Below are 22,598 nucleotides of genomic sequence, written 5' to 3'. Positions count from 1 at the left end.
CGAGCGCACTTGTGGGCGATCGGTGTTCGGGTGCCAGGAGCATCGCCCACGAGTGGGCTTCTACATAGCGCGCGCTCGTTTGTTTTCACCCGGCCAGACGAAAACGCCCGCAATGCCGTGGGGCATCGCGGGCGCCATCAGCGCGATCGCGCGAGGCTTACATCGCGACGAAGCGCACCGTCGCACCGGTCGGCTGCAGCGCGGCCATCACACGGTCCTTGTCGGCCTCGTCGCCGATGTAGAGCACGATCACGTCCTTGAACGAACCGGGCTTGGCGCCGGCGAAGGCGGCGGTGACGAAGTCGGCGGTGCGGGCCGAGTTCGGCCCGGCGAACGCCAGCAGGTTGCCCGGCAGCACGCCGCGGGCGACGGTGTCCTGCACGTTCTGCAGCTGGCGGTCGTACTTGGCCTGCGCATCGGGATCCGTGCCGGCCGGCACCAGGTAGGCGTACGGGCGCTCGGCGGTCATGCCCTGCATGTTGTTCTGCACGATCTGCCCGAGGTAGGCGTTCCAAGCCTGGGCATCGTTCGGGTCGGTCGGCTTGGTGGCGGCCGCCTGCTGGGTGGTCTGCTGGCTGTCGTCCTGCTTGTTGCAGGCGGACAGCGCCAGGGTGCCGGCCAGGGCGAAGGTCGCGGCGATCAGGAACTTACGCATGGGTGTCTCCCTCTGATTTGGATATGGTGGAACGCCAGCGCTGCCGCATGGCCTGTTGTACTGCCGGGTGCACGAAGCCGGAGATGTCGCCACCGAGCCGGCCGATCTCGCGCACCAGCGACGAAGAAATGAAGCTGTACTGCTCAGCCGGAGTCAGGAACAGCGTTTCGGCCTGCGGGATCAGGTGGCGGTTCATGCTCGCCAGCTGGAACTCGTACTCGAAATCGGACACCGCGCGCAGGCCGCGGATGATCACCCCCGCGCCCACCTCGGTGACGAAGTTCGCCAGCAGCGTATTGAAGCCGCGCACCTCGACGTTGGGCAGGTCCGCCAGCGCCAGCCGCGCCAGCGTGATCCGCTCGTCCAGGCTGAAGCCAGGACCCTTGCCGGAGCTTTCGGCCACCGCCACCACCACCCGTTCGAACAGCGGCGCGGCGCGCGACACCAGGTCGGCGTGGCCGTTGGTGATCGGGTCGAAGGTGCCTGGATAGACGGCCAGGCGCTTGTTGACCGGAGCTTTGTTCACGTGTCGGGGCTGCAGCGCGAAGTGGCGGTTAGCTTAACGGAAGCTCCGGGCAGCGGCGATAGAGCGCGTGGCGCACCTCGCCCGCGCGGCCTTCGCGGTGCAGGGTCCAGTTGGACGGCAACGCCGGCGCATGGTCGCGTGGCGACTCGACGTAGATCCATGCCTGCTCGGCGAGCCAGCCATGGGCCTCCAGTTTGCGCGCCAGCGCGGGCCACAGGTCGTCGGCGAAAGGCGGGTCCAGGAACACCAGCCCGAAGGGCGTGGGCGTGCCATCGAGAAAGGCCGCGGCGTCGGCGACCGTCACCGCGCCGTCGCCGGTTTTCAGCCGCGCCAGATTCGCGCGCAACGCCTGCGCCGCACGCGCGTCGCGCTCGACGAAACGTACCGTCCCGGCCCCGCGCGAGATCGCCTCGATGCCCAGCGCCCCGGTGCCGGCACAAAGATCCAGCGCCCGCACGCCGGCCAGCATCGGCGCCAGCCAGTTGAACAGCGTCTCGCGCACCCGTTCCGGCGTCGGCCGCAATCCGGGCAGATCGGGGACCTCCAACCGCGAATTGCGCAGGCTTCCGCCAATGATGCGGATGCGCCCATTCATCGCAGGCAGCCCATGCAGGGAGATCGCAGGCGCAAGCGCCCCTCAGCGGCCAGTCTGGTAGCGGGTGATAGCATCCGCGCATTGTCTTGGAAACGCTGCCGCAATGCTCAAGTTCTGGAAGAAAAAGCCCGCCGAAACGACTTCGGAGCAGCCGGCCGAGCAAGGCCAGACGCCGCCCGCCGACGGCCTTGCCGCCGACGCCGCCGCGCTCGACACCGCCAGCCCGGTGCTGGACGAGGCCCGCGCCGAGCTGGCGCCCGCCGAGCCGGCCGTGGTCGACGAGCCGCCGCCGCCCGCCGCTGCACCCGAACCGGCGCCGGCCAGGCGCAGCTGGCGCGAGCGCTTGTCCGGCAGCGGTTTCGCCAAAAGCCTCAACTCGCTGTTCGTACGCCATCCCAGGCTCGACGACGACCTGCTCGACGAACTCGAAACCCTGCTGATCACCGCCGACGTGGGCGTCGAAGCCAGCACCACGCTGGTCGAAGGCCTGCGCAAGCGCATGCACAAGCGTGAATTCACCGATGCCGATGCGCTGCTGGCGGCGTTGCGCGAGTCGCTGGTGGCGATGCTGCTGCCGGTGCAGCAACCGCTGGAAATCGGCGGCCATATGCCTTTCGTCGTGCTCACCGTGGGCATCAACGGCGTCGGCAAGACCACCACCATTGGAAAACTCGCCCGCCGGTGGCGCGACGAAGGCCGCCAGGTGATTCTGGCCGCCGGCGACACCTTCCGCGCCGCCGCGGTGGCGCAGCTGAAGACCTGGGGTGAGCGCAACGACGTGCCGGTCATCGCGCAGGGGCAGGACGCCGACTCGGCCAGCGTCATCTTCGACGCGCTGCAGGCGGCCCGTTCCCGCGGCGCCGAAATTCTGGTCGCCGACACCGCCGGCCGCCTGCACACCCAGGGCGGGTTGATGGACGAGCTGTCCAAGATCGCCCGCGTCATGAAGAAGCTCGACCCCGCGGCCCCGCACGAGGTGCTGATGGTGATCGACGGCACCACCGGCCAGAACGCGATCAGCCAGCTGCGCCAGTTCCAGCAGATCGTCGGCGTCACCGGCCTGGTGGTAACCAAGCTCGATGGCACGGCCAAGGGCGGCGTCGTGTTCGCGCTGGCCCGCGAGTTCGGCCTGCCGATCCGCTTCGTCGGACTGGGCGAGGGCGCCACCGACCTGCGCATCTTCGACGCGCGCGCGTTCGTCGACGGCCTGCTGCCGGCCACGCTGGCCCGGGGCTGAGTTGCGATGACGCGGCGGCTGCGCATCGCGCTGCTGGGCCTGACCGGGGTCCTGGTCGCCGGCCTGATCGCGCTGCTGGTGACCGTTTACCTGCTGCTGCAGCCGGCGCGCTTCACCGCCATGCTGCAGGACCAGGCGCGCCAGGTCGGACTGGAGCTCAGCCTGGCCAGCCCGGCCAGTCCCACCCTGTTCCCGCGTCCGGCGCTCGAGCTGCAGGGGCTGACGCTGACCGCGCAGGGCGCCAGCATGCCGATCCTGCTGGCCGCCAATGGCCGGCTGGCACTGCCCTGGAGCACGTTGTTCGGCGGCCCTACCGTGATCTCGCGACTGGAGATCGATGCGCCGCGGGTGGACCTGGACGCACTGCAGGCATGGCTGTCCCGGCTGCCTTCGGGCGCCGCCGGGGCGCCGAACATCCCGCGCATCGACACCGGCGTGCGCATCGCCCGCGGCACCCTGGTGCGCAGCAACCAGCTGCTGCTGCGCGACTTCGCGCTGGACGCCGGCAGCCTGCTCACCGGCGAGCCGTTCCCGCTAGTGATCTCGGCCAAGGACGCCGGTGGCACGCCGATGCAGCTGAGCCTTACCGCCACGCCGCGCATCCAGGGCAACGCGCTGCAGTTGAACAACATCGACCTCAACTTCACCCGCGACGCCTCCACCTCGATGCGGCTGACCGGCGAGGCGCACTGGCACGGTGCCGCCGACGCCGCGGCCACGCTGGCCGGCTCCATCGACCAGGCCGATGCCGGCCGCTACGACATTTCCCTGCACCTGACCCCCGCCAACCAGAGCGATCCACTGCTGCTGGCACTGAAACTCGACGGTCCCGGCAACCACGTCGACCTGCGCCTGCCGCCGCTGGGCGTGGCGCGCTGGTGGTCGCACGTCGGCAATGAGGAAGGGCCGCAGTTGAACGTGCCGCCGGGCAGCGGCCACGTGGAGGCGGCCACGCTGGACATGGCCGGCGTGCACGTCGAAGGCCTGCAACTGCAATTCGTCCCGGCGCCCGCGGCCAGCACCAGCGCACCCGCCACGCCGGCCACCAGCGACGCGCGATGAGTTCCACCCTCGCCACCCGACTGCTGCCGTGGTTCGATCGCCACGGGCGCCACGACCTTCCCTGGCAAGCTGCCGCGCCGGACGGCCTTCGCGACGCCTACCGCGTATGGCTGTCGGAGGTGATGCTGCAACAGACGCAGGTCGCCACGGTCGTTCCCTATTTCCTGCGTTTCACCGAGGCGTTGCCCACCCTGCCCGCGCTCGCCGCGGCGGAGGAAGACCGCGTGCTCGCGCTGTGGTCCGGGCTGGGCTACTACCGCCGCGCGCGCTTCCTGCACCGCGCGGCGCAGCTCTGCGTCGAGCGCCACGGCGGCGAGCTGCCGCGCGACTTCGAATCGCTGGCCGCGCTGCCCGGCATCGGCCGCTCGACCGCCGGCGCGATCCTGGCCCAGGCGCACGGCCTGCGCTTGCCGATCCTCGACGGCAACGTCAAGCGCGTGCTCACCCGCTACCACGGCATCGAGGGCCATCCCGGCCAAAGCGCCGTCGAGAAACTGCTGTGGCAACACGCCGAGGCGCACACGCCGCACCAGCGCGTGGCCGACTACACCCAGGCGATCATGGACCTGGGCGCCACCGTCTGTGTGCGCTCGCGCCCGCTGTGCCTGGCCTGCCCGCTCACCGACGCCTGCATCGCGCGCCGCGAAGGCCGCACCGCGCAACTGCCCACCCGCAAGCCGGGCAAGACCGTGCCCACCCGCGCCACCACCATGCTGGTGCTGCGCGATGCGCACGGCCGCGTGCTGCTTGAGCGGCGCGGTCCGAGCGGCGTCTGGTCCGGCCTGTGGAGCCTGCCCGAAGCGCCCGGCCACGAAGCCGCCTGGCGCCTGGCGCAAACCCACGCGCAACTCGACGACGCGCAAGCGCTCACGCCGTTCGTCCACGTCTTCAGTCACTACCGGCTCAACATCGAACCGCTGCTGTTCGACGGCGCGACAGCCCACCCCGCGATCGCCGATAATGCGGCGCTGCGCTGGTACGCCCGCGACGAATGGCCGGACCTCGGCCTGCCCGCCCCGGTACGTACCCTGCTCGAAACGTTGCATCCATCGCTCGCGCCACACACCAGCCGTTCGCGCTGAGCGTAGCCCGCGACAAGCGGGCGAAGTCGAAGCGCCGCCGCAGCGCGGTCCTTCGACTCCGGCCTGCGGCCTACGCTCGGTGCGAACGGTATCGAGGAATCTCCGCATGTCCCGCACCGTCCACTGCGCCAAACTCGACATCGATGCCGAAGGCCTCGACTTCGCCCCCTGGCCCGGCCCGCTCGGCCAGCGCGTCTACGAACACGTATCGAAACAGGCCTGGCAGCAGTGGCTCGCCCACCAGACCATGCTGATCAACGAATACCGACTGAACCCGCTGGAAGCGAAGACCCGGCAGTTCCTCGGCGAGCAGATGGAGAAGTACTTCTTCGGCGGCGACGTCGAGCAACCGGCCGGCTACGTCGCACCCGAGCAGCCTTGACGCCCGCGCCCGCATCCGCTTAAATGCGCGGCTCCGCAGCACGCGCCACGCGTCCTGCCCAGATCCCGGCCGGGTAGCTCAGTTGGTAGAGCAGGGGATTGAAAATCCCCGTGTCGGCGGTTCGATTCCGTCCCCGGCCACCATCCAGACGAAGCCCACCCATGTGGTGGGCTTTTGTTTGCGCGAAGCAGGGAAGCCGATGAGCTGGCCTTGCATTGGGCGGAAAGTGGCGGCCCGCTGGTCGAAGCCGAACCGGGGCGCCGGGTTCGGCACCACGCTGGTGATCAACACCGTGGCCCATCAGCTTGGCGGCACGCTCCACTACGATTGATGCCCCGGTGGCCTCGCGCTGCAGATCCGGGTGCAGTCATGACGCTGGCGGACTGACGCGCTTTCCCGTCATCGTCCCCTGCATCGCCGACCCCGACTCCGGCGACCGGATGCCTCCGCGATCCAGCCTCTTCACTTTGGGGCTCAGACGTTGCCGGACTGGTCGGGCGGGCCCTGCACAGGCGTCACGCGGTTGGCTTCGTCCTTGTAGTCCGCGTTGCTTTCGGCCGCCTCCAGCATGTCTTCGACCGGATCGGTCGACACGCTGCCGCGGCCGGGGTTGAGATGCTCCGTGCGGTTGTCCGCTTGCTCGATGGCATCGAGCCGGTCGTGTCTGCCCTGGCTGCCGGTAGCGTCGCGCGGGCCGGGCTTTGCTTGCGGGTGTTTGTTCACGGGTATGGCTCCTCCGGTTACACGCTGCGAGCGTCGCGCATTCCGTGTGGCCGGCGCGAGAACGGGCACCGGTTCCGCTCAGGCCGGCTCGCCGGCCTCGGTGGCGGGTGCCTCGGGTTCGGGCACCAGTTGCACGAACAACTCCGCCAGGTTCTCCCCGCTGAAGGGCTTACGCAGGAACGCATCCATGCCGGCTTCGTGGGCACGCGCCTCCTCGTCGCCGCCGGCGCGCGCGGTGATGGCGATGATTGGCACGCGATGGCCAGGCTCTTCGCGCTGGCGGATCAGGCGGGCGATCTGGAAGCCGTCGACCCCGGGCAGGTCCAGGTCCAGCAGCACGACGTCGAATGACGAGTGCTCCAGTTCGGCGAGCGCTCCCAGGCCGTTGGCGACATAGCAGACGCGGTGGCGCTGGCGTTCGAGCTGGCCGCGGATCACGGCGGCGACGATCGCGTCGTCCTCCACCAGCAGCACGTGCAGGATGCGGCCGATGGGCAGCTGCGTGATCGCGCCGGCGGCGGCGCCTTCGGCCACTTGCAACGGCAGGCGCACGTGGAAGGTGCTGCCATGGGCCAGTCGCGACTTCAGTTCGATGCTGCCGCCCATCATGCCGACCAGTTCGCGGCAGATCGCCAGCCCCAGGCCGCTGCCGGCGCGCCGTTGCGGACCGTCGATCTGCTCGAAGCGCTGGAACAGCCGCGCCTGCGCGGCTTCGGCAATGCCCGGACCGGTGTCGGCGATGCTGAAGAGCAGGCCTTCGCTGCCGTACTCCGCGCGCAGCTTCACGCTGCCGTACTCGGTGAACTTGAGTGCGTTGTGGGTCAGGTTGAGCAGCACCTGCTTGATGCGCACCGCGTCGCCGATGACCTTGGGCGGCAGGTCGTCGGCCAGTTCCACCGTGAAGCCCAGCCGCTTGGCCTGGGCGTGGCCGATCTGCAGTTGCGCGACGTCCCTGGCCAGTTGGCGCGGGTCGAACGGCGCGAGCTCCAGCTCCAGTCGGCCGGCCTCGATGCGGGCCAGGTCCAGCGCATCGTTGAGCAGCTTGAGCAACATGCCGCCGGAGCGTTGCATGGCCAGCGTGTAATCGCGCTGTTCGGGCCGCAGGGTCGTGGTGAGCAGCAGTTCGGCCATGCCCATCACGCCGGTCATCGGCGTGCGGATTTCATGGCTCAGGGTAGCCAGGAACTGCGTCTTGGCGGCGCTGGCCTCCTCGGCCAGGCAACGCTGCTGTTCGGCCAGCGCGATGCGATGGTGTTGCGCAATGCGCCGGCGCCACACCCACAGCGCCAGCCACACGCTCAGGCCCAGCGTGATGGCGTAGGTCAACCAGGCCCACCAGCGCGCCCACGGCGGCGCCTCGACGTGGATGTGCAGCGGCTTGGGCAGTTCCGCCCAGGCGCCGCCGGCGCCCACGCCCATCGCCCTCAGCGTGTAGTCGCCGACGCCCAGGCCGGCGAACTCGCGCTCGCCGCGGCTGTCGACGTCGACCCAGGTGCTGTCCAGGCCGGCAAGCCGGAAACGGTAGCGGTTGGCCGCCGGGTCGACGTAGGAGAACAACCGCGCCTCCACGCCCAGCTCGCGGTCGCGCCAGTCCACCTCGACCGGGCCCGGGCCCAGCGGCAGATCCACCAATTGGCCGTGGCGGCGCACGCGCACGCGGGTCAGCGCCAGTTGCGGCACGGTGGCCTGCTCGCAGACGCGGTCGGGGTTGAAGGCGACCACGCCGCCCAGGGTCGGCGCGTAGAGATTGCCGTCGGGCATCAGCGCGTAGCCGCGGGAGAATTCGGTGTTGCTCAGGCCGTCCTGCAGGCCGAACGAGCGGAAGCGGCCCGAATCCGGATCGAAGCGCCACAGGCCGTCGGTGCCGAAGATCCACACCCGCCCGCGCGCGTCCACGCGCATGTCCACCACGCCCACCGACGGCCAGCCGTGCGCCATGTCCACGTGGCGCACCAGCGCCAGTCCGTCGTCGTGGTACCGGTACTGCTCGAGCCCGTCGGGGGTGGCCAGCCACATGCCGTCGGGCGAGAAGCTGAAAGCCTCCACCGAGGCGCCGGTGGGACCGCCGGGCACCGGTTCGAAGAAGGTGTGCGTGGGGTCCAGCTGCATCAGCCCCCCTTCGCTGGCGTAGTAGAACGTGCCGCGATCGTTGAGCGTCATCTGCGCGCCCCACAGCATCTTGTCGTCGGCGTGGTGCATCGGCACCGGCGTCACCTCCAGCGTGTCCGGGTCGACCCGGAACAGGCCTTCGCCGAAGGTGCGCACGTACAGGCGATCGTCGGGGCCGGGCTCGACCTCCAGCGGATGCCGGATCATGCCGCCGTCCGGATCGACGCGATCGGCCCGGGCGCCGTGCGTCCGGTAGAGCCCGCCCTGCACCGCCACCCACAGGCGACCGCCGTCGCCCTCGGTCATGCCGACGACGTCGCCGCGCAAACCCGACAGCACGTGCTCCACCACGCCGGTGTAGGGGTCGAGCCGATCGACCCGGCCGTCGCGTTCGCCCACCCAGACATGCCGGCGATCGCGCCCGCGCGCCATGGTGGTGGCCACCGGATCGCGCAGGCTGGCGGGGTCGTCGGGGACGTGCGTGTAGCGGCTGAAGCTGTACCAGCCGGGCGCGAGGTAGGCCACGCCGCCGTCGAGCATGGTCACCCACAGGCCGCCTTCACGGTCGACGTAGAGCTGCCACACCCAGGTACCGGGCAGGTTGCCGTACAGCACCGGCTTGTCCATCACCGGGATCACCGGGTCGCCCGCGCGCACCTGCAGGAACAGGCCGCGCTGGGTGCCGATCCACAGCCGCCCGGCGTGGTCGCGGGTACTGACCATCACGTTGGTGTCGGGCAACTGGTCGCGGGCGAAGCGGTGGGCATGGCCATCGGCGCCGATCACCAGCAGACCCCGCGCGGTGGCGATGCGCACTTCATCGCCGTTGCCGTCGATGCGCCAGGCGTCCATCGGCTGGTCCGGCTCGGCCGGCAGCACGTGGTGCCAGCGGCCATCGGTGTCGCGCCGGAACACGCCGTTGGCGCCGCCGGTCCACAACTGCTGCCGGGAATCGACGTAGAGCGCGGACACCTCGCCGAAATCGGCCGGTTTCGGCCCGGCGAGCGGGTTGACGACGTGCTCGAAGCGGCCATCCGCGCGCATCCGGTCCAGCCCGTAGCGGGTACCCACCCACAGGCTGCCGTCGGCGGCCTGCGCCAGCGCCCAGACCTTCTCGCTGACCAGGCTGCCGGCATCGGCCGGGTCATGGCCCCAGTGCCGGAACGTGCCGTTGGCGGCATCCAGGCGGTTCAGGCCCGCGTCCAGGCCGCCGGCCCACAGCCGGCCCTGCCGATCGATCAGCAGCGAGGAAATGCCATTGCTGTAGAGCGACCCCGGGTCACCGGAGAGGTGGCGGTAATTGCGGAACTCGACTCCGTCGAAGCGGGCGATGCCGTTCTTGGTGCCGAACCACATGGTGCCGTCCGGCGCCTGCACGGCGGTGTAGACCAGGCTGCTGGGCAACCCGTCGACGCTGCCGTAGCGACGGAACTGCGGCGTCGGCAACGCGCCTTTCGAGGCCGCCCCGGCGGGAGCGGAGGCCGGCACGCCGGCGGTTGCCGCGGGCACACCCAGCAGCAAGCCAACGCCCAGCAGCAAAGCGGACACCATGTTTTCCCCCACACGCACTGAAACCCTTCGCGGACAGGTCGAAGTCCGCTGGGCCTTCACGCTTTCGGCAAACCGCCGGATTCCCCTTAACGAAATGATGCCAAAAGCCTCCCTCTGCCGCGACCTTTCCCGATGTACTAATATTAGTAACCATGACCCTTACCCCCACCCGCCAGGCACTGCTCGACTACCTGCGAGCGCACATCGCGGCCCACGGCTACCCGCCATCGCAGCTGCAGATCGCCGCCGCGCTGGGGCTGAAACAGAACCGTTCGGCGCGCCTGCACCTGGAGGTACTGGCACGTGAAGGCCATATCGAACTGGTGCCCGGCAAGGCGCGCGGCATTCGCCTGCGCGACGTCGCGCCGGCCACCGGAACCCTGCAGGTGCCGTTGCTCGGCCGCGTGGCGGCGGGCCGGCCGATCGGGTCGGATGCCGAAGTACGCCGCGAGGTCGCGCTGGATGTTTCGCTGTTCCGACTCAAGCCCGATTACCTGCTCGAAGTGGTGGGCGAGTCGATGCTGCTGGACGGCATCCTCCCCGGCGACCTGATCGGCGTGCACCGCACGCCCGAGGCGCGCCACGGCCAGACCGTGGTGGCGCGGCTGGAGGGCGAGTTCACCGTCAAGCGGTTCGAGCGCGAGAACGGCCACATCCGCCTGCTGCCACGCAACCCGGCCTACACACCGATCGAGGTGGACCCGCGCGCCACCGACTTCGCCATCGAAGGCCTGTTCGCGGGGCTGGTGAGGCCCGGCTGATGAACGCCCACGCAGGCCGGATCTGCCCCCTCTCCCCTCCGGGGAGAGGGCTGGGGTGAAGGGCCAAGGCTGGCCTCGCGCCCGGCTCGAAGCGACTCGCAATCCACATGAACACCATCATTGCCATCGACAGTTTCACAGGGCGGGCTTCGGCCCATCTTCCCGCGCCGCCATGGTGGGCTGAAGCCCGCCCCACGAGCGCGCGCGCATGAGCAACGTGGTCGCCCTCGATCATCTGTTCGACGCGCGCCGCCTCTGGCGCGGCCAGCCGCAGGCACGCGCGCCTTCGCGCCAGCCGACCGGCTTTGCGCTGCTGGACGCCGCACTGCCCGGCGGCGGCTGGCCCGAAGGCGCGCTGAGCGAAGTGCTGCTGCCGCTGGACGGCATCGGCGAACTGACCCTGCTGTGGCCGACGCTGGCGCGCCTGACCCGGGCCGGCGGCCTGGTCGCGCTGGTCGCCCCGCCCTACCTGCCCTTTCCCGCCGCCTGGGCCCATGCCGGTGTGCAACTGGACCGCCTGCAGGTGGTGCGCGCCGAACCGCGCGACGTGCCCTGGGCCACCGAGCAATGCCTGCGCTCGGCCGCCTGCGCCGCCGTGCTGTGCTGGCCGCAGCAGCCCGACGACCGCACGCTGCGCCGGCTGCAGCTGGCGGCGGAAACCGGTCAATGTCTGGGACTGGCGATGCGCCCGGCATCGGCCGCCGCCCACGCTTCGCCGGCGGCGTTGCGGCTGGCACTGGAAACGAACCCCGCGCGCCTGCGCGTGCTCAAGTGCCGCGGCGGCAATCCCCCGGCGCGGCCGTTGCCCTGGCCGCTGCCGGCAGGCATGTCCACCACATCGAGTCCCGGCAGTCTCTTCGCAGCTGTCCCGGATCGCGCCTGAGGTCCACGCCGATGTTGTGGGCCTGCATTCTGTTGCCGCAATTGGCACTCGACGGCGTCCTGCGCCGCCATGCCACGCCGGACGAGCCATTGGTGCTGGTCGACGGGCCGGTACAGCGGCGCGTGCTGCGCGCGGTCAACACTGCGGCAAAAACGGCCGGCCTGCGTGCCGGCATGCCGCTGGCCACCGCGCAGGCGATCTGTGCGCGCTTTGCCGCGGTCGAGCACGACCCGGCCGAAACCACGCGCTGGCACGACTTCCTCGCCGCATGGGCCTATCGCTACGGCGCGCAGGTCAGCCGACAGATGCCTGCAGCGCTGTTGATTGAAGTGGAGGCGAGTTTCCGCCTGTTCGGCCCGTGGCCGCGCATGGAAGCCATGCTGCGCGAAGACCTGGCCGCGCTCGGCTTCCGCCACCGCATCGCGCTGGCGCCCAACCCGTGGGCCGCGCGCGCGCTGGCCGGCGTGCACGACGGTCTGGCGATCACCCACGAGGCACCATTGAAGCAGGCACTGGGCCAGTTGCCAGTGGAACGCGCGGGCCTGCCGTCGGAGGCGGCCGGCAGCCTGCGCCGGATGGGCCTGCGCCGGCTCGCGCAGGTTTACGCGCTGCCGCGTGCGGCGCTGGGCCGGCGCGTGGGCACCGACACCCTCGACCAGCTCGACCGCCTCGACGGCACGCTGGCCACGCCGCTCACGCTCTACCAGCCGCCGGACCACTTCGAATCGCGCATCGAGTTCAACTACGAGGTCGGCGCTACCGGCCAACTGCTGTTCCCGCTGCGCCGCATGACCGGCGACCTGGCCGCGTACCTCGCCGGCCGCGACGGCGGCGTGCAGCGCTTCGTGCTCCGGCTCGAACACGACCGCGGCGCCGCCACCGACATACCGATCGGCCTGCTCGCGCCCGAGCGCGATGCGGCCATGCTGTTCGAGCTGGCCCGCGGCCGGCTGGACCTGGTGCAGCTGGCCGCCCCGGTGCGCGCACTGCAACTGATCGCCCGCGAGCTGCCGCCGTTCGTGCCCGCCGGCCGCGACCTGTTCGACGTGCGACCGCAACAGGCCGTGCCGTGGGAACAATTGCGCGAACGCCTGCGCGCGCGGCTGGGCGACGACGCCGTGCACGGCCTGGCGGTACACGCCGACCACCGTCCCGAGCGCGCCTGGCGCGACCACGGCGACAGCGTCGCGGCACCGCCGCTGTCCCGTCCCGGCTGGCTGCTGGCCCAACCGGTGCCGCTACGCGATCGCGAGATGCGCATCCTGGCCGGCCCCGAGCGCATCGAGAGCGGCTGGTGGGACGGCGACGTGCGCCGCGACTACTACGTGGTCGAAACCGCCGCCGGCCAGCGCGCCTGGGCGTTCTGTCCGGCTGGCGAGCGCGGTGGTTTCATGCTGCATGGGTGGTTCGCATGAGCCGCGCCGCAGAGTCCGCAGGATGGCTCCTCCCCCTGCTTGCAGGGGGAGGCTGGGAGGGGGTCGGCCGGTCCTGCCGCAGCGTGCGGAACCCCTCCCCGGCCCTCCCCTGCACGCAGGGAAGGGAGCGGCAGCACGCGCTGATCGGGCTTCTGTTACGCGAGGGGTTCGTCGCATGAGTCTTCCACCCTACGCCGAGCTCCACTGCCTTTCCGCCTTCAGTTTCCAGCGCGGCGCCTCGCTGGCGATCGAGCTGTTCGAGCGTGCGAAACAACAGGGCTACAGCGCACTCGCCATCACCGACGAGTGCACGCTCGCCGGCATCGTGCGCGCGCTGGAAGCTTCGCGCGAAACCGGCATCAAGCTGATCGTGGGCAGCGAGTTCCAGTTCACCGATGGCCCCAAATGCGTGCTTCTGGTGGAGAACAGCCAGGGCTACGCACGCCTGTGCCAGCTCATCACCACCGCGCGCCGCCGCGCCTCCAAAGGCAGCTACGACGCGCGGCGCGGAGACTTGGGCGACACCGAAGGCCTGCTCGCGCTGTGGCTGCCCGGCGCGGAACCCGACGAGGCCGAAGCCGCCTGGCTGAAAGAGCGCTTCCCCGAGCGCTGCTGGCTCGCGGTCGAGTTGCACCGCGGTCCCGACGACGATGCCCGCCTGGCCGCCCTGCGCACCCTGGGCGAACGACTGGCCCTGCCGCTGGTCGCCGCCGGCGATGCGCACATGCACGTACGCGCCCGCCGTGCGCTGCAGGACGTGATGAGCGCGATCCGTCACCACACCACCGTGGCGCAAGCCGGCCATCGGCTGTTTCCCAATGGCGAGCGCCACCTGCGCACCCGCCGCGCGCTTTCGGCCATATATACGCCCGAACTGCTGGCCGAGAGCGTGGCCATCGCACAGCGCTGCACTTTCAGGCTGGAAGAACTCGCCTACACCTATCCGCACGAGCTGGTGCCGGAAGGTCACAGCCCCGCCACCTGGCTGCGCCAGTTGGTCGAGGATGGCGTGCTCTGGCGCTGGCCGGACGGCATACCAGCGAAGGAGCGCAAGCAGATCGAGGGCGAACTGGCGTTGATCCGGGACAAGGATTACGAGTCCTACTTCCTCACCGTGCACGACATCGTGCGCTTCGCGCGCTCGAAGGGCATCCTCTGCCAGGGCCGCGGCTCGGCGGCCAACTCGCTGGTCTGCTACGCGCTCGGCATCACCGAGGCCGATCCTGCAACGAGCAACCTGCTCTTCGAACGCTTCATCTCGGCCGACCGCGACGAGCCGCCGGACATCGACGTCGACTTCGAACACGAGCGCCGCGAAGAAGTGCTGCAATATGTGTTCGACCGCTACGGCCGCGACCGCGCCGCACTCACCGCGGTGGCGACCGAATACCGCGGTCGCGGTGCGATCCGCGACGTGGCACGGGCGCTGGGCATGTCGCCGGAACTCGCCAGCGAGCTGTCCGCCACGCTCGACCGCTGGAGCGGCGAGGTGCCACCGTCCGACCGCCTGCGCGAGCGCGGCTTCGACCCGGACACACCGCTGCTGCAACAGGTGCTCGCCCTCACCGTGCAGCTGATCGGCTTCCCCCGCCACCTCTCCCAGCACCCCGGCGGCTTCGTCATTTCCGAACATCCGCTCTCCACCCTGGTGCCGGTGGAGAACACCGCCATGGACGGCCGCACGGTGATCCAGTGGAACAAGGACGACCTGGACACGCTGGGCATGCTCAAGGTCGACTGCCTGGCGCTGGGCATGCTCACGGCGCTGCGCAAGACCTTCGATCTGCTGCGCGACAACGACCGCGGCGAGTACACCATCGACGCCATCAACAAGCAGCACAAGGACGACAAGCCCACCTACGACATGATCAGCCGCGCCGACACCATCGGCGTGTTCCAGATCGAATCGCGCGCGCAGATGGCCATGCTGCCGCGCCTGAAGCCGAGGGAGTTCTACGACCTGGTGATCGAGGTGGCGATCGTGCGTCCCGGCCCGATCCAGGGCGACATGGTGCATCCCTACCTGCGCCGGCGAAACGGGGAAGAGCCCGTCGACTATCCCTCCGAAGCACTGAAAGCCGTTTTGAAACGCACGCTCGGCGTGCCGCTGTTCCAGGAGCAGGTAATGCAGATCGCCATGGTCGCGGCCGACTTCAACGGCAGCCAGGCCGATGCGTTGCGTCGCTCGATGGCGGCCTGGAAGCGCCACGGCGGCCTGGAACCACACCGCGAGAAACTGCTCGCCGGCATGTTGAAGAACGGCTACACCCGCGAGTTTGGCGAACACCTGTTCGAACAGATCAAGGGCTTCGGCAGCTACGGCTTCCCCGAATCGCACGCGGCCAGCTTCGCCCTGCTCGCCTACGTCAGCAGCTGGCTCAAATGCCACGAGCCGGCGGCATTCGCCTGCGCGCTGATCAACTCCGCGCCGATGGGCTTCTATTCGCCCGACCAGTTGTTGCAGGATGCGCGCCGCCACGGTATCCGCACGCTGCCCGTCGACGTGCGCCACAGCGATTGGGACTGCACGCTGGAGCCCGAGCGCGACGCGCGGTTGCAGCCGGCGATCCGCATGGGACTGCGGCTGATCCGCGGGTTTTCCGAAGCCGCCGCCAAGACCATCATGGCCGCCCGCGAACAGCGCCCGTTCGTCGACGTGGCCGATCTTTGCGCGCGCGGGCAACTCGACCGCCGCGCCCAGGCCTTGCTCGCCGACGCCAACGCCCTGCGCGCGCGGGCCGGCCATCGCCACCGTGCGCGCTGGGCGATCGCCGGCGTGGAGCCGCAACTGCCGCTGTTCCCCGGTTCCACGCCCGAAACCGAGACGATCGCGTTGCCCCTGCCCACTCGCGGCGAGGACCTGTGCGCCGACTACGCGCTCACCGGCACCACGCTGGGACCGCACCCGCTACGGATGCTGCGAGCGCGATTGCGCGCCCGGCACTTCCGCGCCTCCAACGAACTGGCTGGCCTGCCCAGCGGCCGCCCCGTGCGCGTGGCCGGCATCGTCACCCTGCGCCAGCAACCGCAGACCTCCAGCGGCGTGGTGTTCCTGACGATCGAGGACGAGCACGGACTGACCAACGTGGTGATCTGGCGACGGGTGGTGCTGCGCCAGCGCCGCGTGCTGCTTGCATCAAGGCTGCTGGCGGTGGAAGGGCATGTGGAAAGCCAGCATGGCGTGCAGCATCTGATCGCGCATTCGCTGGAGGATCTGACGCCGATGCTGGGGGAATTGGATGTGCGGTCGCGGGATTTTCACTAGGGCGAAGTAAGGGCCTCCCCTTACCCTTCCAGCGCCCCGACGACCGCCCGCAGATCCGCCACCAGTTCCTCGAATGCCTGGTGGCGCCGCGCCTCCTCCGGCATGCGCAACACCGCCGACGGATGCCACGTCGCCAGCCCCTGCGTGCCCTCGCCGAGCGGTCGCCACACCCCACGCTCGCGGGTGATGCGAAAGGCGTTGCCGAACATCGTCTGCGCCGCCATCGCCCCCAGCCCCACCACCAGCTTCGGCTTCACCCGCAGCAGCTCCGCCGCCAGCCACATGCGGCAGGCGGCCTGTTCGGCCGCGTTGGCGCGCTTGTGCAACTTGGCGGTGCCGCGCGTCTCGTACTTGAAATGCTTGACGGTGTTGGTCAGGTACAAGGTCGAGCGGTCCAGCCCCGCCTCCCCCAGCGCGCGGTCGAGCAGCTGTCCGGCGGGACCGACAAACGGCACGCCCTCGCGATCCTCGTTCAAGCCCGGCTGCTCGCCGATCAGCATCACCTGCGCGCTGACCGGCCCTTGCCCGAACACCGTCTGCGTGCCGTAACGCCACAGCGGGCAGGCCCGGCAGTCGCGCGCCTTGCGCCGCAGCGTGGCGAGCGCTCCGGCAGGCACTTCGTCGACCGGCTTGGCCAGCGGGACGCCGAAAGGGTTGTTGACGGGGCGCGGAGGCATGACCGGCGGACGCTAGCGTCGGCTGGGTGAACCTGCCGCCAAGGCATCGCGTGTTCGTAGGGTGGGCTTCAGCCCACCGCACCTCTGGTGCGAAAAGGCACGGTGGGCTGAAGCCCACCCTACGTGACGGTTTGCAGGAAGGCCTCCAGCAGCGCGCCCCGATATTTCTGTCTATGGAGCAGCAGCGAGAGCATCCGCCTGAGGTCCAGGAACGGTGTTTTCAGCGCCACCAGCCGCCCGGTCCCCAGCGCGTCGACCAACGCCACCTCCGGCAGGCAGGCGATGCCGAGGCCGGCGGCGACGGCCTGTTTGATCGCCTCGATCTGATCCAGTTCCAGCACCGTCTCGCCCGGGGGCAACTGCGCCAGCACGCGCTCGGTGGTCGCGCGGGTGGCCGAGCCCGGTTCGCGCAGCACCCAGCGGGCGCCGGCGAAGTGCGCCGGCTTGAGCGCGCGCTTGCGCGCCAGCGGATGCTCCGGCGCCGCGCACACGCGCAACCGGTCCGCGCGCCAGGGCTTGAGCTCCAGTTGGGGATGGGCCACCGGGCCCTCCACGCAGCCGACGTCCAGCGCGTGATCGAGCAACTGCGAAGCGATGGTGTCGGTATTGGCTACGCGCAGGCGGATCGCCACCTGCGGCTGCGCGCGCACGAAGCCGCCCAGCAGCTCGCCGACCAGGTAGTTGCCGACGGTATTGCTGGCGCCGACCCGCAACTCGCCCGCCAGCGCCTGCGCGTCGCCGTGGCCGAAGCGGGCCAGTTCGGCGTGACGTTCGAGCAGCTCCTGCGCGCGCGGCAGCATCTCGCGCCCGCGCGCGTTGAGGTGCAGCCGCCCGCGTTCGCGGTCGAACAGCGGCGCGCCGAGCTGCCGCTCCAGTTCGGCCAACGCCATGCTGGCGGCCGGCTGGGTCAGGTGCACGCGCTCGGCGGCGGCGCGCAGGCTGCCGTGCAGCGCGGTTTGCACGAACACGTCGAGTTGGCGGGGCGTGATGTTCAACATTCAATTGTCCTTATGGCACCCATCAGACATGCAAAGTTTTGCTGATGACAGGCCCCGCCCACAATGGCGGCACTCCACCACCCGGCTTCCCGATGACTGCCACCACCGCCACGCCCACCCTGTCCACCCGCTTGCCCGGCCTGGGCCTGGCGTTGGGCATCGCGCTGGTCGCGCTGTGGCTGGGGCGGATGGCACCGCTGATCGGAGGGCCGGTGATCGGCATCGTGCTCGGCATCGTCGTGCGCAACACGGTCTCGCCGGGCGTGCGCTTCAGCCCCGGCATCCAGTTCGCCGGCAAGCAGGTGCTGCAGTGGTCGATCATCGCGCTGGGTTTCGGGCTCAGCCTCGACCAGGTGGCGAAGACCGGGCTGGAGTCGCTGTCGGTCACGCTGATCACCATGAGCGCGGCATTCATCGCCGCGTGGGGACTGGGACGGCTACTGGGCGTGCACGATCAATTGAAGGTACTGATCGGCGTGGGCACGGCGATCTGCGGCGGCTCGGCGATCGCCGCGGTGACGCCGATCATCAAGCCGGACGAGCACGACACGGCGTTCGCGATCTCCACCATTTTCCTGTTCAACGTAGTGGCCGTGCTGCTGTTCCCGCTGCTGGGCCACCTGATGCAGCTATCGGACATGGGTTTCGGCCTGTGGGCAGGCACCGCGATCAACGACACCTCCTCGGTGGTCGCCGCCGGGTACAGCTACAGCCAGGCGGCGGGTGATTACGCCACCATCGTCAAGCTCACCCGCGCCACGCTGATCATCCCGGTGTGCATCACGCTGGCGGTGATGGTGGCGATGCGCGAGAAAAAGAAAGGCGCGGCCGATTTCAGCCTCAGGCGCATCTTTCCATGGTTCATCCTGTGGTTCCTGGTCGCCTCGGCGGTGCGCACGGCGGGGCTGGTACCCGGCGCAATGCAGCCGCTGATCCACGGCGCGGCCGAATTCCTGATCATCGTGGCGCTGACCGCAATCGGCCTGTCGGCCAACCTGCGCAGGATGATCTCCAGTGGTCCGCGGCCGATCCTGCTCGGGTTTGGCGTTTGGGTGGCGGTGGCAGTGAGCAGCCTGTTGGTGCAGTTGGCGATCGGGCAGCTTTGAAGGCAGCCCTTGGGGATGGCGGCCCTTCGACTTCGCTGCGCTACGCTCAGGGCGAACGGTCAAAGATTCCGTTTCGTCCTAAAGCGGCGTGCAGGCAAAACTGAAAGCCCCGCACCTCTCCTAACCGTTCGCGCTGAGCGTAGGCCCGCGGGACCGAAGTCGAAGAGTCCGGGGAGCTAGGGCGTGGCGCGCCCCTGCTCCGCCAGCGTCAACGCCACCTTGTCTCTGAGGTACACCGGCAAGGCCTGTTCCGGCGAAACGGCCCGACCCGCCTGGTATTCGCGCACGGCGAGTTCCGCCACATGGCGGGCCTGCGGGTAACGATCGCCTTCGGCCTGTCGCAGCTCGCCCGTCAGATGGCTGCGCAGCACGTCCGAGTAGGTCGCCCATCCGCTGCCGACGACGCTCCATGTCTGGGCCTGCGGCACCACGAGCGCATCGGGTGCGCAGACGCGTTCCTCGTCCAGCGCCACCAGGCCACCGTCGCCATCGCGCCGATAACAGGCGGCATAGATCTCGCCCATGCGCGCGTCGATCACGGCCAGGATGGCCGCCTCGTCTTCGGGCGCCTCCAGCGCCAGCGCGGCCAGCGAGGACACCGGCACCACCGGTCGGTCCAGCGCCAGCGCCATGCCCTGAGCGAGCGCCACACCCAGCCGCACACCGGTGAACGCACCGGGCCCGCGACCGACCGCGATCGCGTCCAGCGCGTGCCTTCCGAGCCCGGCCTCGGCGAGCAACGCATCGGCCATCGGCAGCGCCAGCTCGGCGTGCCGGCGCGGTGCCAGTTCGCTGCGGGCGATGACTTCCTGTCCGTGCACCAGGGCGACGGAGCAGGCTTCGGTACTGGTTTCGATGGCGAGCAGGTTCATGCGGGAATTCTCGCACGCCCCCGCCGGCGGGGGATGTCGATCCGCGTCCGGCCGGATCGTCGTCATGGCAGCTGATCGATCCTCCGCATCCCTGCCATGCTGCACGCCCGCCAAGGAGCTCCCGCTTGAACATGCCGACCCCGACCGCCTCTGCCCGCGACGGCCGCTGGCTCGCCCTCACCGTGCTGTGCCTGGGCGTGCTGATGATCGTGCTGGACACCACCATCGTGAACGTGGCGCTGCCCTCGATCCGTGCCGACCTGGGCTTCTCCGAAGCCACGCTGGCCTGGGTGGTGAACGCCTACGTGCTGACCTACGGCGGCTTCCTGCTGCTGGGCGGGCGGCTGGGCGACCTGTTCGGGCACCGCAAGTTGTTCCTGCTCGGGCTGGTGCTGTTCACCGCCGCCTCGCTCGCTTGCGGCATGGCCGGCTCGCGCGAATGGCTGGTGATCGCGCGCGGCATCCAGGGCTTGGGCGGCGCGGTGGTCACCGCGGTGGCGCTGTCGCTGATCATGGACCTGTTCACCGAACCGGCGGAGCGGGCGAAGGCGATGGGCGTGTACGGCTTCGTCTGCGCCGGCGGCGGCAGCGTGGGCGTGCTTCTCGGTGGCTTGCTGGTGAGCACGCTGAGCTGGCACTGGGTGTTCCTGGTCAACCTGCCCATCGGCCTGGCGGTGTTCGCCGCTTCGCTCAGGCTGCTGCCGGCGGTGCACGGCAGTAGCGACGTGCGCCATCTGGACGTCGGTGGTGCGCTCGCCGTCACCGCGGCGCTGATCCTGGCGGTCTACGCGATCGTCGACGGCAACCAGGCCGGCTGGCTGTCGGCGCGCACGCTGGGCATGCTCGCTATGGCGGTGGCGCTGTTCGTGCTGTTTCTTTTCATCGAGACGCGTGTACGCGCGCCGCTGGTGCCGCTGAAACTGTTCCGCCTGCGCAACCTGGCGATCGCCAACGTGGTCGGGGTGCTGTGGGCCGGCGCGATGTTCGCGTGGTTCTTCCTGTCCGCGCTATACCTGCAGCTGGTGCTGGGCTACGGGCCGATGGAAGTGGGCCTGGCCTTCCTGCCCGGCAACCTGGTGATGGCCGCCTGCTCGCTCGGTCTTTCCGCGCGCATCGTGATGCGCTTCGGCATCCGCCGGCCGCTGGCGGGCGGCCTGCTGGTGGCGGCAATCGGACTGGCATTGTTCGCGCGCGCGCCGGCCGACGGGCATTTCCTCGTCGACGTGCTGCCCGGCATGGTGCTGCTCGGCCTGGGTGCGGGCATCGCCTTCAACCCGGTGTTGCTGGCGGCGATGAACGATGTCGAGCCGCGCGATTCGGGCCTGGCCTCGGGCATCGTCAACACCGCCTTCATGATGGGCGGCGCGCTCGGCCTTGCGGTGCTGGCCAGCCTCGCGGCGGCGCGCACCGGTGCAGCGCTGGAAACCGGCATCGCGCAGGCGGCCGCGCTCAACGCGGGCTATCGCGCCGCGTTCCTGGCCGGGACCGGTTTCGCGGTAGTGGCGGCGCTGCTAGGTGGCTTGCTGCTGCGTCCGCGACAGTCGATGGCCGGAGCGGAAGCCTCGCCGGTGCATTAGGTGCCGTCGTCTCCGCTTTCGCTTTCGGGATCGAGCGTGGGCGTGGCCCGCCTCGCGAATTGAAGAAGCCGAAGCACCAGTTGCCGGGGCGGTTTGTCGAAGTGAGCTGTGCGACGCTGCGCGGGGACAGCGCGATGAGCACCCTCTTCAGCCACGTCCAGGGTGCCTCCACCGGCGCAACCAGCGACCGCGCGGGATTGCTGCGTTCGGCACACCAGGGGCTACTGTTCCTCGACGAGATCGGCGAACTGGGCCTGGGCGAGCAGACCACGCTGCTGCGTGCCCTGGAAGGGAAGCGCTTCTTCCCTGCAGGCGGCGATCGCGAAGTGGAAAGCGATTTCCACATACCTGGCGCGCTTCGGACTCGATTGGGCTCATCCTCAACGACTTCCGAACTGCGGAGGACATGCGGGCCGGATGTGACGAGCCCACCTCCGAATAGAAAGATACGATCAGGCATGTTTTGGAGAAAATTGAGCATTAACTGTCTCTTCCTGCGCGCCTAAAGTGACTCCCACGTTCCAACCACCCACAAGGAGTCCGCCATGTCACGTATCGCCACCCCGTCCGTCCAGTCGGCCACCGGTGCCACCGCCGAGGTCTATGCCCAGATCCGCAAGGCCGCCGGCAGCGTGCCCAACACCTTCGCCGCGATCGGCGCACACGGCCCGGCTGCGCTCAAGGCGGTGCTGCAGGCCGAAGCCGTACTGGCGTCCGGCGGCCTGACCCGCCAGGACCAGGAGACCATCAAACTGCTCGTCAGCGAAGTGACCGGTTGTGATTACTGCGTGGCCGCACACAGCATGTTGGGCAAGATGGCCGGCCTGAAGCCCGAAGCGCTGAAGCAGGTCCGCACCGGCCAGTCCACCGGCGATGCCAAGCGCGACGCGCTTGCCCGCTTCGTACGCACCCTGGTCGAAACCCGCGGCACCATCGCCGAATCGGAGTTCGCCTCGATCAAGGCCGCCGGCTATAGCGATGCGCAGCTGGTGGACATCAGCCTGGCGATCGCGCTGGTCATCTTCACCAACACGTTCAACCGCATCAACGATACCGAACTGGATTTCCCGGCGGTGGCGTGAAGCACGAAGGGCGAGTCGCCAGGCACATGCGCGCCTGGCG

At 69.7% G+C, this 22,598-nt stretch carries 20 protein-coding genes and 1 tRNA gene; 13 read left to right on the top strand and 8 right to left on the bottom strand.

Features of this window, described 5'->3' with window-relative positions; translation table 11 throughout:
* Positions 1-157: 157 nt before the first annotated feature.
* From OSC30_RS05000 to rsmD, 3 genes are read right to left on the bottom strand one after another with little or no spacing between them, the layout of a single operon-like run.
* The gene (locus tag OSC30_RS05000) at positions 158-655 is read right to left on the bottom strand and encodes a hypothetical protein (RefSeq protein WP_267170728.1); all 498 of its coding nucleotides are present in this window, start codon (positions 653-655) and stop codon (positions 158-160) included.
* Positions 648-1,181, bottom strand: coding sequence for a pantetheine-phosphate adenylyltransferase (coaD, locus tag OSC30_RS04995; RefSeq protein WP_267170727.1), 534 nt, complete (start codon positions 1,179-1,181; stop codon positions 648-650). Before coaD ends, OSC30_RS05000 begins: the two co-directional genes overlap by 8 nt.
* A 28-nt stretch (positions 1,182-1,209) precedes the next feature.
* A complete protein-coding gene (gene rsmD, locus OSC30_RS04990) occupies positions 1,210-1,776 on the bottom strand; it encodes a 16S rRNA (guanine(966)-N(2))-methyltransferase RsmD (protein ID WP_267170726.1) in 567 nt (188 codons plus the stop codon).
* A 103-nt stretch (positions 1,777-1,879) separates the two neighbouring features.
* Here rsmD and ftsY point away from each other — a divergent pair, with 103 nt between their 5' ends.
* From ftsY to OSC30_RS04965, 5 genes are all read left to right on the top strand, one after another.
* Complete coding sequence (ftsY, locus tag OSC30_RS04985) at positions 1,880-3,013, top strand: signal recognition particle-docking protein FtsY (protein ID WP_267170725.1); 1,134 nt, start codon at positions 1,880-1,882, stop codon at positions 3,011-3,013.
* Positions 3,014-3,019: 6 nt separating this feature from the next.
* Positions 3,020-4,075 carry an AsmA family protein gene (locus OSC30_RS04980; RefSeq protein ID WP_267170724.1) on the top strand — a complete coding sequence of 352 codons (1,056 nt, stop codon included), beginning with the start codon at positions 3,020-3,022 and terminating at the stop codon, positions 4,073-4,075.
* Positions 4,072-5,157, top strand: a complete 1,086-nt coding sequence (mutY, locus tag OSC30_RS04975) for an A/G-specific adenine glycosylase (protein ID WP_267170723.1) — start codon at positions 4,072-4,074, stop codon at positions 5,155-5,157. Before OSC30_RS04980 ends, mutY begins: the two co-directional genes overlap by 4 nt.
* Before the next feature lie 106 nt (positions 5,158-5,263).
* A complete protein-coding gene (locus tag OSC30_RS04970) occupies positions 5,264-5,539 on the top strand; it encodes an oxidative damage protection protein (protein ID WP_267170722.1) in 276 nt (91 codons plus the stop codon).
* Between the two features lie 67 nt (positions 5,540-5,606).
* A tRNA-Phe gene (locus OSC30_RS04965) sits at positions 5,607-5,682 on the top strand.
* Between the two features lie 331 nt (positions 5,683-6,013).
* Here the strand turns inward: OSC30_RS04965 and OSC30_RS04960 are convergent.
* Both OSC30_RS04960 and OSC30_RS04955 read right to left on the bottom strand, forming a co-directional pair.
* On the bottom strand, positions 6,014-6,262 hold the full coding sequence (locus OSC30_RS04960; protein WP_267170721.1) for a hypothetical protein: 249 nt from the start codon (positions 6,260-6,262) through the stop codon (positions 6,014-6,016).
* Positions 6,263-6,340: 78 nt separating this feature from the next.
* Positions 6,341-9,922, bottom strand: coding sequence for a hybrid sensor histidine kinase/response regulator (locus tag OSC30_RS04955; protein ID WP_267170720.1), 3,582 nt, complete (start codon positions 9,920-9,922; stop codon positions 6,341-6,343).
* 152 nt (positions 9,923-10,074) lie between these two features.
* Between OSC30_RS04955 and lexA the strand changes: the two genes are divergently transcribed.
* The 4 genes from lexA (at position 10,075) to OSC30_RS04935 (ending at position 16,246) form a co-directional block, all read left to right on the top strand.
* Positions 10,075-10,683: a transcriptional repressor LexA gene (gene lexA, locus OSC30_RS04950; RefSeq protein WP_267170719.1), complete on the top strand. Its 609-nt coding sequence runs from the start codon at positions 10,075-10,077 to the stop codon at positions 10,681-10,683.
* A gap of 208 nt (positions 10,684-10,891) precedes the next feature.
* Entirely contained in the window at positions 10,892-11,566 is a 675-nt protein-coding gene (imuA, locus tag OSC30_RS04945) for a translesion DNA synthesis-associated protein ImuA (RefSeq protein ID WP_267170718.1), read from the top strand.
* 11 nt (positions 11,567-11,577) lie between these two features.
* Entirely contained in the window at positions 11,578-12,981 is a 1,404-nt protein-coding gene (locus tag OSC30_RS04940; protein ID WP_267170717.1) for a Y-family DNA polymerase, read from the top strand.
* Between the two features lie 175 nt (positions 12,982-13,156).
* Positions 13,157-16,246: an error-prone DNA polymerase gene (locus tag OSC30_RS04935; protein WP_267170716.1), complete on the top strand. Its 3,090-nt coding sequence runs from the start codon at positions 13,157-13,159 to the stop codon at positions 16,244-16,246.
* Between the two features lie 20 nt (positions 16,247-16,266).
* On the opposite strand, the gene OSC30_RS04930 is transcribed toward OSC30_RS04935, so the two are convergent.
* Both OSC30_RS04930 and OSC30_RS04925 read right to left on the bottom strand, forming a co-directional pair.
* Positions 16,267-16,923 (bottom strand): UdgX family uracil-DNA binding protein, encoded by a 657-nt coding sequence (locus OSC30_RS04930; RefSeq protein ID WP_267170715.1) that lies wholly within the window; start codon positions 16,921-16,923, stop codon positions 16,267-16,269.
* A gap of 119 nt (positions 16,924-17,042) precedes the next feature.
* Positions 17,043-17,921, bottom strand: coding sequence for a LysR substrate-binding domain-containing protein (locus OSC30_RS04925; protein WP_267170714.1), 879 nt, complete (start codon positions 17,919-17,921; stop codon positions 17,043-17,045).
* A 92-nt stretch (positions 17,922-18,013) separates the two neighbouring features.
* Between OSC30_RS04925 and OSC30_RS04920 the strand changes: the two genes are divergently transcribed.
* Positions 18,014-19,027 (top strand): YeiH family protein, encoded by a 1,014-nt coding sequence (locus OSC30_RS04920; RefSeq protein ID WP_267170713.1) that lies wholly within the window; start codon positions 18,014-18,016, stop codon positions 19,025-19,027.
* A gap of 176 nt (positions 19,028-19,203) precedes the next feature.
* On the opposite strand, the gene tsaB is transcribed toward OSC30_RS04920, so the two are convergent.
* The gene (gene tsaB, locus OSC30_RS04915) at positions 19,204-19,899 is read right to left on the bottom strand and encodes a tRNA (adenosine(37)-N6)-threonylcarbamoyltransferase complex dimerization subunit type 1 TsaB (RefSeq protein WP_267170712.1); all 696 of its coding nucleotides are present in this window, start codon (positions 19,897-19,899) and stop codon (positions 19,204-19,206) included.
* A gap of 131 nt (positions 19,900-20,030) precedes the next feature.
* On the opposite strand from tsaB, the gene OSC30_RS04910 reads away from it, so the two are divergent.
* The 3 genes from OSC30_RS04910 to OSC30_RS04900 are packed head-to-tail and all read left to right on the top strand — an operon-like array spanning position 20,031 to position 22,558.
* Positions 20,031-21,476: a DHA2 family efflux MFS transporter permease subunit gene (locus OSC30_RS04910; protein ID WP_267170807.1), complete on the top strand. Its 1,446-nt coding sequence runs from the start codon at positions 20,031-20,033 to the stop codon at positions 21,474-21,476.
* A gap of 59 nt (positions 21,477-21,535) precedes the next feature.
* Positions 21,536-21,982, top strand: coding sequence for a sigma 54-interacting transcriptional regulator (locus OSC30_RS04905; RefSeq protein ID WP_323374195.1), 447 nt, complete (start codon positions 21,536-21,538; stop codon positions 21,980-21,982).
* A gap of 39 nt (positions 21,983-22,021) precedes the next feature.
* Positions 22,022-22,558, top strand: a complete 537-nt coding sequence (locus OSC30_RS04900; RefSeq protein ID WP_267170711.1) for a carboxymuconolactone decarboxylase family protein — start codon at positions 22,022-22,024, stop codon at positions 22,556-22,558.
* The last annotated feature ends 40 nt before the right edge of the window (positions 22,559-22,598 follow it).

Source organism: Frateuria hangzhouensis, from assembly GCF_026410505.1.
GTDB classification, from domain to species: Bacteria; Pseudomonadota; Gammaproteobacteria; order Xanthomonadales; family Rhodanobacteraceae; genus Frateuria_A; species Frateuria_A hangzhouensis.
This window is presented reverse-complemented; position numbering and strand designations above follow the sequence as displayed.

Coding starts and splice junctions, on each gene's coding strand:
- OSC30_RS05000 (WP_267170728.1), bottom strand. CDS start 655: ATGCGTAAGTTCCTGATCGCCGCGACCTTCGCCCTGGCCGGCACCCTG.
- rsmD (WP_267170726.1), bottom strand. CDS start 1,776: ATGAATGGGCGCATCCGCATCATTGGCGGAAGCCTGCGCAATTCGCGG.
- ftsY (WP_267170725.1), top strand. CDS start 1,880: ATGCTCAAGTTCTGGAAGAAAAAGCCCGCCGAAACGACTTCGGAGCAG.
- OSC30_RS04980 (WP_267170724.1), top strand. CDS start 3,020: ATGACGCGGCGGCTGCGCATCGCGCTGCTGGGCCTGACCGGGGTCCTG.
- mutY (WP_267170723.1), top strand. CDS start 4,072: ATGAGTTCCACCCTCGCCACCCGACTGCTGCCGTGGTTCGATCGCCAC.
- OSC30_RS04970 (WP_267170722.1), top strand. CDS start 5,264: ATGTCCCGCACCGTCCACTGCGCCAAACTCGACATCGATGCCGAAGGC.
- OSC30_RS04955 (WP_267170720.1), bottom strand. CDS start 9,922: ATGGTGTCCGCTTTGCTGCTGGGCGTTGGCTTGCTGCTGGGTGTGCCC.
- lexA (WP_267170719.1), top strand. CDS start 10,075: ATGACCCTTACCCCCACCCGCCAGGCACTGCTCGACTACCTGCGAGCG.
- imuA (WP_267170718.1), top strand. CDS start 10,892: ATGAGCAACGTGGTCGCCCTCGATCATCTGTTCGACGCGCGCCGCCTC.
- OSC30_RS04940 (WP_267170717.1), top strand. CDS start 11,578: ATGTTGTGGGCCTGCATTCTGTTGCCGCAATTGGCACTCGACGGCGTC.
- OSC30_RS04935 (WP_267170716.1), top strand. CDS start 13,157: ATGAGTCTTCCACCCTACGCCGAGCTCCACTGCCTTTCCGCCTTCAGT.
- OSC30_RS04930 (WP_267170715.1), bottom strand. CDS start 16,923: ATGCCTCCGCGCCCCGTCAACAACCCTTTCGGCGTCCCGCTGGCCAAG.
- OSC30_RS04925 (WP_267170714.1), bottom strand. CDS start 17,921: ATGTTGAACATCACGCCCCGCCAACTCGACGTGTTCGTGCAAACCGCG.
- OSC30_RS04920 (WP_267170713.1), top strand. CDS start 18,014: ATGACTGCCACCACCGCCACGCCCACCCTGTCCACCCGCTTGCCCGGC.
- tsaB (WP_267170712.1), bottom strand. CDS start 19,899: ATGAACCTGCTCGCCATCGAAACCAGTACCGAAGCCTGCTCCGTCGCC.
- OSC30_RS04910 (WP_267170807.1), top strand. CDS start 20,031: ATGCCGACCCCGACCGCCTCTGCCCGCGACGGCCGCTGGCTCGCCCTC.
- OSC30_RS04900 (WP_267170711.1), top strand. CDS start 22,022: ATGTCACGTATCGCCACCCCGTCCGTCCAGTCGGCCACCGGTGCCACC.